At 42.6% G+C, this 13,550-nt stretch carries 10 protein-coding genes; 7 read left to right on the top strand and 3 right to left on the bottom strand.

Features of this window, described 5'->3' with window-relative positions; genetic code table 11:
• Positions 1-16 precede the first annotated feature (16 nt).
• Entirely contained in the window at positions 17-2,212 is a 2,196-nt protein-coding gene (nrdD, locus tag AEQ18_RS12580; protein WP_054116684.1) for an anaerobic ribonucleoside-triphosphate reductase, read from the bottom strand.
• A gap of 285 nt (positions 2,213-2,497) precedes the next feature.
• Here nrdD and AEQ18_RS12585 point away from each other — a divergent pair, with 285 nt between their 5' ends.
• From AEQ18_RS12585 to AEQ18_RS12610, 6 genes are all read left to right on the top strand, one after another.
• Complete coding sequence (locus AEQ18_RS12585; protein WP_054116685.1) at positions 2,498-3,262, top strand: ABC transporter ATP-binding protein; 765 nt, start codon at positions 2,498-2,500, stop codon at positions 3,260-3,262.
• Positions 3,252-5,297 (top strand): FtsX-like permease family protein, encoded by a 2,046-nt coding sequence (locus tag AEQ18_RS12590; RefSeq protein WP_054116686.1) that lies wholly within the window; start codon positions 3,252-3,254, stop codon positions 5,295-5,297. Before AEQ18_RS12585 ends, AEQ18_RS12590 begins: the two co-directional genes overlap by 11 nt.
• Before the next feature lie 101 nt (positions 5,298-5,398).
• On the top strand, positions 5,399-6,481 hold the full coding sequence (locus tag AEQ18_RS12595; RefSeq protein WP_054116687.1) for a M42 family metallopeptidase: 1,083 nt from the start codon (positions 5,399-5,401) through the stop codon (positions 6,479-6,481).
• Positions 6,482-6,490: 9 nt separating this feature from the next.
• Complete coding sequence (locus tag AEQ18_RS12600; protein ID WP_235505540.1) at positions 6,491-7,276, top strand: DUF975 family protein; 786 nt, start codon at positions 6,491-6,493, stop codon at positions 7,274-7,276.
• A gap of 128 nt (positions 7,277-7,404) precedes the next feature.
• On the top strand, positions 7,405-8,142 hold the full coding sequence (locus AEQ18_RS12605; RefSeq protein ID WP_054116688.1) for an MBL fold metallo-hydrolase: 738 nt from the start codon (positions 7,405-7,407) through the stop codon (positions 8,140-8,142).
• Positions 8,143-8,161: 19 nt separating this feature from the next.
• Positions 8,162-9,166 (top strand): lipoate--protein ligase, encoded by a 1,005-nt coding sequence (locus AEQ18_RS12610; RefSeq protein WP_054116689.1) that lies wholly within the window; start codon positions 8,162-8,164, stop codon positions 9,164-9,166.
• Positions 9,167-9,235: 69 nt separating this feature from the next.
• On the opposite strand, the gene proS is transcribed toward AEQ18_RS12610, so the two are convergent.
• Both proS and AEQ18_RS12620 read right to left on the bottom strand, forming a co-directional pair.
• Positions 9,236-10,669: a proline--tRNA ligase gene (gene proS / locus AEQ18_RS12615; protein WP_054116690.1), complete on the bottom strand. Its 1,434-nt coding sequence runs from the start codon at positions 10,667-10,669 to the stop codon at positions 9,236-9,238.
• Positions 10,670-10,982: 313 nt separating this feature from the next.
• Positions 10,983-12,818: a hypothetical protein gene (locus tag AEQ18_RS12620; RefSeq protein ID WP_054116691.1), complete on the bottom strand. Its 1,836-nt coding sequence runs from the start codon at positions 12,816-12,818 to the stop codon at positions 10,983-10,985.
• A 198-nt stretch (positions 12,819-13,016) separates the two neighbouring features.
• Here AEQ18_RS12620 and AEQ18_RS12625 point away from each other — a divergent pair, with 198 nt between their 5' ends.
• A complete protein-coding gene (locus AEQ18_RS12625; protein WP_054116692.1) occupies positions 13,017-13,535 on the top strand; it encodes a S24/S26 family peptidase in 519 nt (172 codons plus the stop codon).
• Positions 13,536-13,550: the final 15 nt, after the last annotated feature.

Below are 13,550 nucleotides of genomic sequence, written 5' to 3' on the forward strand. Positions count from 1 at the left end.
TTCCTTGCAGATACGATTATTGTTGTAAGTGTTTGACCCGGGCCGAGATTTCTTTGTGGCGGCCATTGACCATTGGACGTGCTTGGGGATTGCCTAAGTAACCGCATGTCCGTTTGACGACGTCACAGCTTTTGGGATCATGGTTGCCGCATTGGGGGCATTCGAAGCCGCGTTCAGTTGGATTGAAGTCTCCTTCATACCCGCAGGCATAACAATGATCGATTGGTGTGTTGGTACCGAGATATGCCACGCGGTCGTAGGCAAAATCCCATACAGCTTCTAAGGCTTTTGGATTTTGCTGCAACACAGGATATTCACAATAATGGATGAAACCACCTGAACAAAATTGCGGATAGTCTTTTTCAAAATCTAGTTTTTCAAAAGGTGTTGGATTTTTGCGGACATCATAGTGAAAGCTGTTCGTATAATATTCTTTATCCGTGATGTTGTCGATCTCACCGAATTTTTCGGTATCTAGACGGCAGAAGCGATCAGTCAAACTTTCGCTAGGTGTCGAATAGACGCTGAAATGATAGCCGTATTCATCGCCCCAGGCATCTGCATGTGCTTTCAACTCTTTGACGATCGATAAGGTAAAGGCTTTTGCTTCAGGATCGTGTTCCCATTCGCCGCCATAAAAGGCAGCAGCCGCTTCATACAACCCAATATAGCCTAAGGAAACAGTCGCCCGCTTGTTTTTGAAAAGTTGATCCACGTTGTCTTTGCGGTCTAGACGTTCACCGAAAGCACCATACATGTATAAAATAGGCGCATTTGCTGGACTGGCTTCTTTGCATCGCTCCACACGATAGACCAGCGCATCTTTCACGATCTGCAAACGATCGGCTAAAATGGCCCAGAATTTGTCTTGGTCGCCATTGGCTTCTAAGGCAATGCGTGGGATATTCAAGGTCACGACGCCTAGATTCATTCGACCGACATTGATTTCTTCCCCTTGTTCATTCTTCCAGCCTTGCAAGAAAGAGCGGCATCCCATGGGCACTTTGAAGCTGCCAGTCAATTCGACCAATTTGTCATAGTTTAAAATATCAGGATACATCCGTTTGGTGGCACATTCTAAAGCCAATTCTTTGATATCATAGTTTGGATCCGTCGCGTCAAGATTGACCCCACGACGCACACTGAAAATCAATTTAGGGAAAATCGCTGTTCTTTTTTCACTACCTAGTCCGTTGATCCGGATTTGCAAGATCGCCCGTTGGATCTCCCGCTCAAACCATGACGTTCCTAGACCAAACCCTAATGAGGTGAAGGGGGTTTGTCCGTTCGAAGTGAATAAAGTATTGATTTCATATTCTAAACTTTGCATCGCATCAAAAATATCTTTGCGGGTTTTACTTTTCGCATAGGCTTCCCGACGGTCGGGCGCTTCGATCCATTCTTCTGCATCCCGGAGGTGTTTTTGATAATTCAATTCTGCAAAAGGCGCCAATAGTTCGTCGGTACGATCAGCAGAACAGCCGCCATATTGACTAGAAGCAACATTGGCGATGATTTGTGAGATCTGAGCAGTCGCTGTTTGGATCGATTTCGGTGATTCAACTTCAGCATTGCCGATTTTGAAACCATTGTTCAACATCCCTTTGAAGTCGATCAAGCAACAGTTCGTCATCGGTGTATAAGGATGATAATCTAAATCATGATAATGGATATCGCCTTTTTGGTGGGCGTTGGCCACATGGGGCGGCAACATCTTCAAGCCAATGGACTTACCGACGATCCCTGCGGTCAAGTCACGTTGGGTATTGAAGACATTGCTGTCTTTATTGGCATTCTCATTGACCACTGATTGGTCTTTGTTCATCAATTTGTTGATCGTGAAATTGATATCCGTTGCCTTGCTGCGTTCAAAATCACGACGGGTACGATAATTGATATATTCTTCCGCTAACGCATAGGCATTTTTAGTCAATAAAATATGTTCAACGATATTTTGCACTTCGTATATTTTGACGTTTGTTTGAAAACGAGCAGCGATTTCATGATCAATACTTTCTACGATATCCATGATATGTTCATGGTCGATGGGGGTTAATTCACCTTGCGTATTTCTTTGGGCTTTGACCAAAGCATCATAGATCTTTTGATCATCAAAATCGACCAGCCGACCATCTCGTTTGACGATTTTTAAATTTGCTAAATGGGGCTGTCTAGCCAGTCCTTGTTCAGGATTTCTTTTAATGTTCATCATTAGAACCACTCCTATCTTCATCAATATGATAAAACAAAATAGGCGAATGAGCAACTATATATAGTGGGGTTTATGGATCTCTTTCTTGGATATACACAATATGTAGTGCATATTCATTTGACGAAAATGCTTTAAAGTTGATAACAACAATGTTTGGATTGTTTCATGTTTCACACAATGAATAAAAAATAGCGAAAAAAATTTTTTGGCTTTGATTGCGTAAACTGTTTTCATGAGAAAAGTATGCTACCATAGAAGAGAATTTATGATAAAGGAGGGTTCTTTATGAGAAATATGATCGATGTCAAACACTTGACCAAAACATATGGCACCCGCTTCAACCAAACCAAAGTATTGGATAACCTGTCTTTTGTCGTGGACAAAGGGGAGTTTGTCGGTATTATGGGACCTAGTGGTGCGGGGAAAACGACATTGATGAATTTATTGTCCTCCATTTTGCGTCCGAGTCTTGGGTCCATCTATATCAATGGGAAAGATATCACCCGCATGTCTGAAAACCGCTTGAGCGATTTTAGAAGAAAAGAAATTGGCTTTATTTTTCAGGATTTTAATTTATTGGATACATTGACCGCCAAAGACAATATTTTGCTGCCATTGGCCATTGATCGGTTGTCGATCGCAGAAACCGATCAACGCATTTCTCAGATTGCCTCACTGCTGGGCATTGAACATCTCTTAGACCGCTATCCGGAAGAATTGTCTGTGGGTCAAAAGCAGCGTATCGCTGCGGCACGCGCGATCGTGAGTCAACCGGTGGTCTTGTTTGCCGATGAGCCTACGGGGGCATTGGACTCGAAAGCAGCCACTGAATTGCTGCGTTATTTGGACCAAATCAACCAACAGGAAAAGACCACGATCCTGATGGTCACCCATGATCCCTTCACTGCGAGTTATTGTAATCGGATTTTGTTCATCAGAGATGGCGTGTTTTTTGCAGAAGTGACAAAGAAAGGGTCACGGCAAGATTTTTTTGAGAAGATCATCGACATGCAGGCAACGATCGGAGGGGGACCTCGACATGTTGTTTAAAATCGGTTGGCGCAGTTTTTTAAGGCAAAGTCGTAATTATGGTGTTTATTTCATCTGTATGATGACAGCTGTGATGATTTTTTATTCTTTTAGCGCCATGATGAATGATCGCTTACTGACGCAGCGGGTACAACAAGATATTCGCATCGAGGGCGTATTGGGTTTTGGCAGTAGTATTGTGGCCTTTGTGGTGTTGTTTTTTATGCTGAGTGCCAATCATTTCTTTCTGAGTCAAAGACAAAAGGAAATCAGTATTTATCAGTTGCTCGGGTTGCGGCGAGGGCGGCTGGCCTGGTTGCTGCTGCGGGAAACTTTTTTGCTGAATTTTTTCTCATTGGTCATTGGTATTTTTATGGGAATCATTTTTTCAAAATTTTTCTCGATGATTTTGATTCGGGCAATGGGATTGACATTGACCAGTCATTTCTTCAATTCTTCCCGCTCGATCGTCACAACGATTGTCGTTTTCTTCGCTGCGCTGCTGATCTTGAGCTTGCAAGTGCTGCTGTTTGTGTGGCGCACACCAATGAGTGAAACCTTAAAAACGGATTATTCCTTGCCCATCAAAAAAATGAAGATGACCCCTTTTCGCATCTTGATGGGGATCTTAGGGTTGATTCTGCTGGGTGTTGGTTATTATTTGTCTTTATTTTTGAAGGAGACATGGCAATCTTATATTACCTATACACAAGATTTTTCGGCGATTATTTGGGTGCCATTATTGATTTTGTTTTGTTGTATCACGGCTACTTATATCTTTTTTGATTGTACCCTGCCGGCTTTATTGCATTGGCTGAGTCAGCCCCAAAAACGCAATATCAAAGGTGCCAAATTGATTGCTTACAACAATGTACGGGCGTATTTGCAACGGACATGGAAGAGTTTTGCTTTTTTGACTGTCCTCACAGCTATTGCGATCTCGTTGATTGGCGGCACGATGGGGATGATCTCTTTGAATTATCAAGCGACCAGCCGCTTGTATCCAGTCTCCTATCAAGTGGCCGAATCGCAAGCCCAACAGTTGCGGGATACGTTGAAAGACAACCAAGTCGCATTGGCGGCTGATCAAACGGTCACTTTTAAGATGACCAATATGGCTGTCTATACGAGATACTTAGGAGAGACCACTGACAATAATCAGGAAGAAGTGATGGTCAATCTGCTGTCTCTTAGCCAATACAATCAATTGCGAAAACTTTTGAAAGAATCGCCAGAAGTTAAGATCAATGGGCAAGAGGCTGCTTTGTTTGACAGTGAATATGATATAACTCAGGCCTTTAGGTCGTATCGGGATCAGGTGTTGGTGGCTGGCACAGCAAACTTCACATTGGTACAGACGGAGCTTGATTACTTAGGTGATGACTCCTTGCGTTATGCCTTGGCGAATGTGCTGGTCGTGAGCGATGCTGCCTTTGAACACCTCGACGGGTATCAGTATGCGGTGACGTATCTTCAGGTTCAAGGGAGGTTGTCAGAAGCCGCACATCAGACAATCAGTGATGCTGGTAAAACAGAATGGGTCGAACCGATCACCTATCGGTTGGTCAAGAAGAAGAATGGCGCTCAGGCGGTATTTACCACTGCAGAAAAGGAGCATACAGATCAAGTGACCGTCTATCGTTTGAATCGTGCTGATCGGTTTACAACGATGCGCAGCGTGCGACGGCAAGGCGGTATCATTCTATTTGTCTCTTTATTTGTTGGCGTGATCGTCTTGATCACCACGTCTAGCAGCTTGATCGTCCGTCAATTCTCGAACACTGAAAGAGAAAAACGCAATTATCAACTGCTGACAAAATTAGGCTACAGTCGGCAGGAGATTCGAAAGTTGATTTATTGGCAAAATATTTGGGTTTTTATGCCTGGTACTTTGTTGGCGATCCTTCATGCGGTATTTGCGATCAATACATTAACGCAAATTATTGATAGTCGTGGATATTGGGTGGCCTACTTATTTGCTGGCGCAGCGGCTGTGGTCTATTTACTGGCCTATTTGATCACTGTCAAGCTGAGTTTGCGGATCATTGAACGTTGAAAAAGAGCGAGATTTTCCGCTCTTTTTTGTTTTATTTGCACGTCTTACATAAGACAATGGTATAATCATAGAGAACGAAACAAAGGAGGAAAAGCATAAACATGGAGAAAAAAGAAGAGCAGCTTTTGATCGATTTGACCAGTGCCCGAGGCGTGCCTGGTAATGAAGAGGAGGTACGGGAAGTCTTTAAGGCGTATGCCAAAGACTTTGCTGAAGATATCTTTTTTGATGGGTTAGGCAGTGTCATTGCCAAACACGTTGGGGACGGCGGCGGACCTAAAATTTTTATTTCGGGCCATATGGACGAAGTTGGATTTATGGTGACCAAAATCAGCGAAAAGGGGTTTATTGAGTTCCAAACGCTAGGCGGCTGGTGGGGTCAGGTAATGTTGGCCCAACAAGTGGAAATCAAAACACAAGCTGGTCAGTTGATCCATGGTGTGATTGGCTCGAAACCACCTCATGTATTGAGTCCGGAAACGCGGAATAAACCATATGATGTCAAAGACATGTTTATTGATATTGGTGCCAGCAGCGACAAAGAAGCCAAGGCATGGGGCGTCCGTCCGGGAGATATGATCACGCCATATATTGAATACAAGCGAATGAATGATAGTAAATTCTTATTGGCGAAAGCTTGGGATAATCGGATCGGGACAGCAGTTTCGTTGCGGGTATTGGAAACATTGGCTGCCGAAGGCCATCCCAATTGTCTTTTTGCCGGTAGTGATGTCATGGAAGAAGTCGGTTTGCGTGGGGCACGTACCAGTACCCATTTGGTCAATCCAGATATTGCGATCGCGTTGGATACAGGTACAGCTGGTGATACGCCTGGTATGACATCGAAAGAGGCCGATTCTGTTTTAGGTAAAGGACCGCAAGTCTTGATTTTTGATGCATCCATGATCCCCCACAAAAAACTATTGAATTTCGTGATTTCTGTAGCGGAGGAAATGGAGATTCCTTTCCAATATACGGTGATCACAGGTGGTGGGACAGATGCAGGTCAAATGCATTTGACGCGTGATGGTGTTCCTTCGATCGCAATCACGGTACCTGTGCGTTATTTGCATTCTCATACATCGATCATTCATGAAGATGATTACTTGAATACAGTTAAATTAGTCACTGAAGTTGTGCGCCGATTGGATGATAAAACCGTCAAAGCACTGCGCAGTTATTAAGGGGCAGCTATGAGAGAAAACGATGTGATTCGTCAAACCGCTAAAAATGCCTTGCGGGGTTTTTGGGGGACGATGGTTTTAAGTATTTTAGCGAGTATCGCGATCCAATCTGTTCTTAACAGTATTATTGGAACACTTGGTCTTCGCGGGAGTGGCAACAGTAATCAAACGTTGATTGATTTTATACTAGAAAATGTTGTCTTTTTTGCACTTACGATAGGATTAAGCATCATGGCGCTGCTTTTGGTTCGCGGTGTCGGTGTCAATGTGTCAAATATCTTTTTGGTTTTTGACAAGCGACTTTATCCAGCTTATTTCGGGTTAAATCTTTTGAATGTATTTGTGAACTATCTGCTGGGATTATTGATTTTCTTGCCGCAATTTGTGATGACCGGCTTCAATCAATATCTGGAATTGGTCCTGTCTTTCAATCATGGTTTTTCAACAGACCGTTCATTACTCAACCAATCGATTGCTTTTATGGTCAGTTTAGTCATTTCAGTGCTGTTGTTCTTGTTCTTTTCGCAAGTCATCAGTGGAATATTTCAAATTGCGATCTATCTCCAGTATGATTACCCTGATTTGCGCCTGATGCAGTCTTTGAAACAGGCTTGGCGGATGCTCAGACCTGTATTGTGGCAATATATTTGGCTGCAGCTTTCATTGATTGGCTGGTTTATATTGGGGCTGCTGGCTTTAGTGATCGGTATTCTGTGGGCAAATGCCTATGCCTATGGCGTGAACGCTGCATTTTATGAAGCGCTGAAAGAAGATCAAGCCATGACGATTGCCTAATCAAAGGACAACGCTTATCGATTTGCTGATAAGCGTTGTTTTCTTTCTTTGTTCAAATAATCAGTTTATGATAGCATAGTGTCATGAAGCGTCAAGAAACACAGAGAAGTCATGAAGGAGGAAGCAACATGAAATTGACTGTACTTGGCTGTTTAGGTGCCTATCCGTACAAAGGAGAAGGGACGACAGGTTATTTATTGGAAGCTGACGGCTTTCATCTGTTAGTAGATGCAGGCAGCACAACATTGGTCCAATTGGAGAAAATTCTAGATCCGCTTGATTTAGATGCGGTTATATTGAGCCATTACCACCATGATCATATCGCCGATCTGGGCGTCTTGCAGTATTACTGGCAACTTTTTCCCCAATCTGATGAACGGGCAGTCCTGCCGATCTATGGACATGGCGAAGATGCCGTACATTTTGATGCGTTAACATTGCCAGGTGTGACGAAAGGCTATGATTATCTTCAGTCGGAACAATTAGATTTAGGTCCTTTTTCCATCACTTTTATGAAAACGATCCATCCAGTCATCTGTTATGCGATGCGTATTGTTGAGAAAAGAACCGGCAAAGTATTGGTTTTTACTGGGGATTCTGGGTATTTAGCCTCTTTTGTTGATTTTGCACAAGAAGCGGATCTATTTTTGGCAGATACCTATCTCTTTGCTGGCAATGAACGGCACAAGGCCCATTTCACTTCAACCGAAGCGGGGGAAATCGCCCATGCTGCTCAGGTTAAAAAGCTGGTATTGACGCATCTGCCTCAACATGGCAACTTAGAACAATTGAAAGAAGAAGCAGCTTTAGCAGCAGACGGCATTCCAGTAGAATTGGCGGCTGTTCAAAAAAGTTTCGATATTTAAATAGAGAGGAAGTTTGACTATGCTTTTTGTACCAAATGATTTGCATGATCCCCGGATCAACTTAGCGATAGAGATATTTTTGCTGCAAGAAAAGAAGATCGATGAACCTATTTTGTTATTCTATATCAACGAACCATCGATCATTATTGGCCGTAACCAGAACACGATTGAAGAAATCAATCAAGACTACGTTGATGCACACCATATCCATGTCGTACGCCGATTTAGTGGAGGCGGGGCGGTATACCATGATTACGGCAATCTAAATTTCAGTTTTATCATGCCAGATGACGGCAACTCATTTAGAGATTTCGAAAAATTGACCAAACCGATCGTTCAAGCGCTACATGAGATGGGCGTAGAAGGCGCCCAATTAAAAGGACGCAATGATTTGGTGATCAATGACCAGAAGTTTTCCGGAAATGCGATGTATGCGACAAATGGTCGTATGTTTGCCCATGGAACGATCATGTTCGATAGTGACATCAATGAAGTTGTCAATGCACTGAAAGTGCGCAAAGATAAAATCGAATCGAAGGGGATCAAATCGATCCGATCTCGTGTCACGAATATCAAACCATTTCTGCCAGCTGAGAAGCAGGAAATGACGACAGAAGACTTTCGAGATGAGATTTTGTTGAAGATTTTTGGTGTATCATCCATCAGCGATGTTGATACGATCACCTTGACAGATCAAGACTGGGTCAAAATCAATGAGATCTCTGACCAATATTACCGCAATTGGGATTGGAATTATGGGAAATCGCCTGCGTTCGATATTGAACGTCGCCATCGTTTTCCGATTGGTTCTATCGAGATCCGGTTGAATGTGCAAGAAGGACGGATTTCCGATGCGAAGATTTTTGGTGATTTCTTCGGATTAGGGGATATCCAGGATGTGGAACATATTTTGGTGGGTACCCGTTATGCCAAAGATGATCTGCAAGCGAAAATTGACACCATCGATGTCAAAAAATACTTTGGAAATATCACGCCAGAGGATTTATTGGGCTTGATTTATTAAGACAGATGCACTACAAAAAAACAGCAGCGGCTCATCCATGATGAAGATGAGCCGCTGCTGTTTTTTGTATTAATAAGCGCGAGCAATCCAAACTGTATGTTTTGCTGGTTTGCCGCTGACGATATCGACAGTTTTTTCAACTGGGACATCAAAAGGCATATTCCGGGTAGTGAACCCTGTTTCTTCTTTGATTTTTGCCTCAGTTTCTTCTGAGCCATCCCAGCCGATCAAGACAAATCCAGTGACTTTGTCTTCTTTTTGGCACGTCTCGATATGGGCTTTAAGCGCATCTAACGTGTCGATGTCCAAATATTCATTTTCACGGTTGCGGGCGTTGGCAGCAGCCAATAGACGTGGTGTCATTGCTTCTAGTGCTTCGTCGACAAAAGCAGACAGGTCAGTGAGTGCGACCGCTTGCTTGTCAGCTAAATCACGGATTTTCACCATAACTTGTCCATTTTCAAGATCCCTTGGTCCGCATTCGATACGCAGACAAGCGCCTTTCAATTCCCATTCGTTGAATTTGAATCCCGGCGAATTGTCAGAGTCATCTAACCGGACACGCAGGCCTTTTGCTTTGAAGGAAGTCTGCAACTCGGTTAATTTGTCTAAAATAGCTGGATTTTTCTTCCATGGACCTACAGGCATCAAGACTACTTGCGTTGGCGCGATCGTTGGTGGGAAGATTAGACCATTTTCATCACCGTGGGTCATGATCAATGCCCCGAGCAGACGTGTAGAGACCCCCCATGAGGTAGTATGGGCATGAACGTGTTTGTTTTCTTTTGATAAATAAGTGATATCGAAAGCTTCCGCAAATTTTGTCCCCATGTAATGACTCGTCCCTGCTTGGACTGCTTTTCCATCTTTCATCATGGCTTCGATAGAGTAGGTATCGACAGCACCTGCAAATCGTTCGGAAGGGGTTTTTTGACCTTTATATACAGGGATCGCCAAAAATTCCTCGCATAAGCGGGCATATTCGTCTAATACGCGCATCGTCCGTTGGCGGGCATCTTCTTCCCCCTCGTGGGCAGTGTGTCCTTCTTGCCATAAAAACTCAGAGGTTCTCAAGAATGGCAAAGTTTTCTTTTCCCAACGGAAGACATTGGCCCATTGGTTGATTTCATAAGGCAGGTCGCGATAAGAGTTGATCCAATCTGAAAAGGCTGAACCAATCATGGTTTCAGAAGTTGGACGCAGAGCAAGCGGTTCTTCTAATTTTTCATTGCCAACCTCAGTGACCCAAGGCAATTCAGGGGCGAAACCTTCGATGTGATCTGCTTCTTTCATAAAGAAGCTTTGTGGGATCAGCATTGGGAAGTAGGCATTGCGAATGCCTTCAGCTTTCAAGAAACGGTTGAATTCTTCTTGGATATGTTCCCATAATTCAAAGCCATCCGGGCGAAAAATGATCGAGCCTTTCACAGGAGAATAGGCCATCAGTTCAGCTTTTTGGATCGTTTGGATATACCATTCTGTAAAGTCATTTTTTTGTGTCATTCATATTCCTCCTTAAAAATAAAAAAAGCATCCCGTCCTATAAAAGGACGAAATGCTTGGATTTCGCGGTACCACCTTTGTTGACTATTGCTAGTCCAACTCGCTAAAGGATAAGGCCTTTCCACCGACCGTTTTGCGGTCATTCACATCGGTAGGTTCGTTTTATCAGCGGGTGTCGAAATTTCAGCTTGCTTCGACTCTCTGTAACCATCATAAATCTACTTGTCCTATGTGTTCTATCTATTCTATATGCTATATGCTTCAATCGGAAAATGCAAGCTTTTTTTGCGACAGAGGCACCCGTCAATAAGACCTAATCCATCAATCCTTTTTCGTAGCGGTTGATAACGAGGGTCACTTTGCGGGTATCATGGTGATCGTCTATGGTACATTCCCCTTGATAGGTGCGAAGAATCCGCTTGAGCCCTAGCATATCACGGTGGTTTTGCTTATGCCGCAAGTCTGCTGATTTGTTATGCAATTGCTGCGTTTCAGGCACTGAGAAGGAACAAGCAAGAATGAGTTGCTGCTCTTTTTCCTCCGTACGCAATGCAACTTGGCGTTGTTTAGGATCCTTATGTTGGTATGCCTGTCTAAATGCATAATCCAACAAGTGGACAAATAATGGCAACAGATCCTCTTCCTGGAAGGCAGCAAACAGACTGGTGTCGATCTGCTGTTCAAAGGCAACACTTTTTTTGGCGGCTTTGCGCGCATAAGTAGTCAAAAGCATCGTCAGTAGAGAAGGTGTGTCGTCTATCTGTTCCAGTTTATGGGTATCGATTTGGTGCTCAATCTCGGATATGCCTTCGAAAGCCGCGATCATTTGCTGTTCTTCAAGCTTTTCTTTTATCACTTGCGTTTGGTGTGAAATAGCATCGATCGTCTGATGCCATTTCGCGGTTTTGTGAGGAAAGAGGCGCTGCTGCTCTTCGTATAAACGCATTTTCATGGTGGTGGTGTCATTTTCCTTTGTTTTTTCTTCATATGAGAAGAAATAATCCAATAAGTGATAACATGTGAAAATCACCACCAACATCATAAAGAGCAAAGATGACCAATTGACCGCAGATTGTCGAAGATGCAAGACATCAAGAATATAAATAAAGCAATGGCCGATGGCTGCCACGACTACCCATGGCGCGCATAAAACGTAAAAATGGTTCTTTTTGACCGCTTCATAAATGGCAGCAAAAGCCGTGATGAAAGTGCTTGCAATGTTCAGCAACAGGATATAATTCAGCATGTTTGGCATTTGTTGGGGGGCGTAAAGTCTCCATGACATCACCGTAAGACCAAACAAGTAATGGAACAAGATCCATTTGCCATAGTATTTGCGGGCATAAATCATTTTGACATAATAAAAACCAATCAAACACATGGGTGTCACGATCGTTAATAGGTTCAAGATCAATGAGTTGAAAGAAGACCGAAACAGCAATCCACCCAACATATCACTAAATCCCGCTTCTAAACCAGCAAAAAGTGAAAACAAACTGAGCAGCAAAGCAGATACACGCATTTTTCTATGGCGTATATAATGCCATCCGATACTCAACAGAGTAAATATACAAATCAGCCCTGTGAGTAAAAGAATAAAGATATTTGGGATCGAGTGTTTGAAGACATAAGCAATCAAGGCGTTGGCTGTGCCGACATACACATCAGCTGGAAATCCAGCAAAACTGTCAAAGGGACTGGATACATAGATACGCAAGGTTTTCCCTTGATAATCTTGAGGTAATGTCACGAAAGACAGTGTTTTTCCTGGGTGGCTGGTCATCATGTTGTCAGGGCTATAATCGTTTGAAAACAATAACTCGTCGTCCAGATAAGCGGTGATTTTCTGGTGATCCCCAATCAGCAATAGCGTTGGAAAGGAATGGTCGGTGGTCATTTCTCGTTCCATAATGAAGGTTTCATTGGCTTTTATGTTTGGTAATGAATTCACATAATTGCTGCTAAATACTGTTTCAGGTTGATTCTCAGGAAAATAGAGCCATTCTTCTTTTTTGTTCATGGAGGCTAAATCATCGGTAGGGAACATCGCTTGAGAGATCAAAATCAACACCAAACTGAGGAAAGTAATCAACACGAGCAAAAACGGTAAAATTATTTTAATATTTATATTGTTATTTAATTTCTTCATGATTAAAACCCCTTTTTTAACTTCTTTTTTAGAATAATATAAAAAAGAAGTTAAAGTCAATTGTATTTGCATATTCAGAAAATTAAAATAACTCATTTATTTATTTTTATCGATAATTTATTTATTATTTGATGTTGTGTAAAATAATTATATGTTATAAAATGAAGTTAATCAGTAACCAAATAGAGGAGTGATACGTTGAAAAAATTTTCAAGGCAAAGTATTTTGTTCTCATTTGTTTTTTTACTGTTCATGCTCTGTTCATTATTGATGATCGTGGTGCCGAAAGTATTTGGTTTCACAATGGCTGTCGTTACCACAGATGCAATGATGCCAACGTATGCAGAAGGAACGGTGTTGTTCGTCAAAAAGGCGACTGAAGACAATTTGGTTGTTGGGAACGAAGTGACCTATTACATCAATCAAGGAAAAGAGATGCAAACCCGCCGGATCGTGGCGATAGAAGACGATCAATCGATGATTTACACGATTGGTGACAATCAACAGCAATTGGAGCAAAAGGCTATCCACAAAAGCCAATTGATTGGGCAACCTATTTTTCATCTTCCGCATCTGGGACGCTTGATCAATCAACGGACGATGTTCTTTATCCATTGCTTATATAGTGTTTTCGCCTTGTATGTGTTAACAACGACGATTTTTGTGACATTGTATCAAGTCAAAACTGGATCATTAAAAAGGACCATTTCATATTGAAATGGTCCTTTTCAC

This window comes from Enterococcus sp. RIT-PI-f (genome assembly GCF_001297065.1).
In the GTDB taxonomy this organism is placed as follows: Bacteria; Bacillota; Bacilli; order Lactobacillales; family Enterococcaceae; genus Enterococcus_D.

Bases quoted from the DNA above. Each gene is read 5' to 3' on its own strand.
- nrdD (WP_054116684.1), bottom strand. From the start codon at position 2,212: ATGATGAACATTAAAAGAAATCCTGAACAAGGACTGGCTAGACAGCCC.
- AEQ18_RS12585 (WP_054116685.1), top strand. From the start codon at position 2,498: ATGAGAAATATGATCGATGTCAAACACTTGACCAAAACATATGGCACC.
- AEQ18_RS12590 (WP_054116686.1), top strand. From the start codon at position 3,252: ATGTTGTTTAAAATCGGTTGGCGCAGTTTTTTAAGGCAAAGTCGTAAT.
- AEQ18_RS12595 (WP_054116687.1), top strand. From the start codon at position 5,399: ATGGAGAAAAAAGAAGAGCAGCTTTTGATCGATTTGACCAGTGCCCGA.
- AEQ18_RS12600 (WP_235505540.1), top strand. From the start codon at position 6,491: ATGAGAGAAAACGATGTGATTCGTCAAACCGCTAAAAATGCCTTGCGG.
- AEQ18_RS12605 (WP_054116688.1), top strand. From the start codon at position 7,405: ATGAAATTGACTGTACTTGGCTGTTTAGGTGCCTATCCGTACAAAGGA.
- AEQ18_RS12610 (WP_054116689.1), top strand. From the start codon at position 8,162: ATGCTTTTTGTACCAAATGATTTGCATGATCCCCGGATCAACTTAGCG.
- proS (WP_054116690.1), bottom strand. From the start codon at position 10,669: ATGACACAAAAAAATGACTTTACAGAATGGTATATCCAAACGATCCAA.
- AEQ18_RS12620 (WP_054116691.1), bottom strand. From the start codon at position 12,818: ATGAAGAAATTAAATAACAATATAAATATTAAAATAATTTTACCGTTT.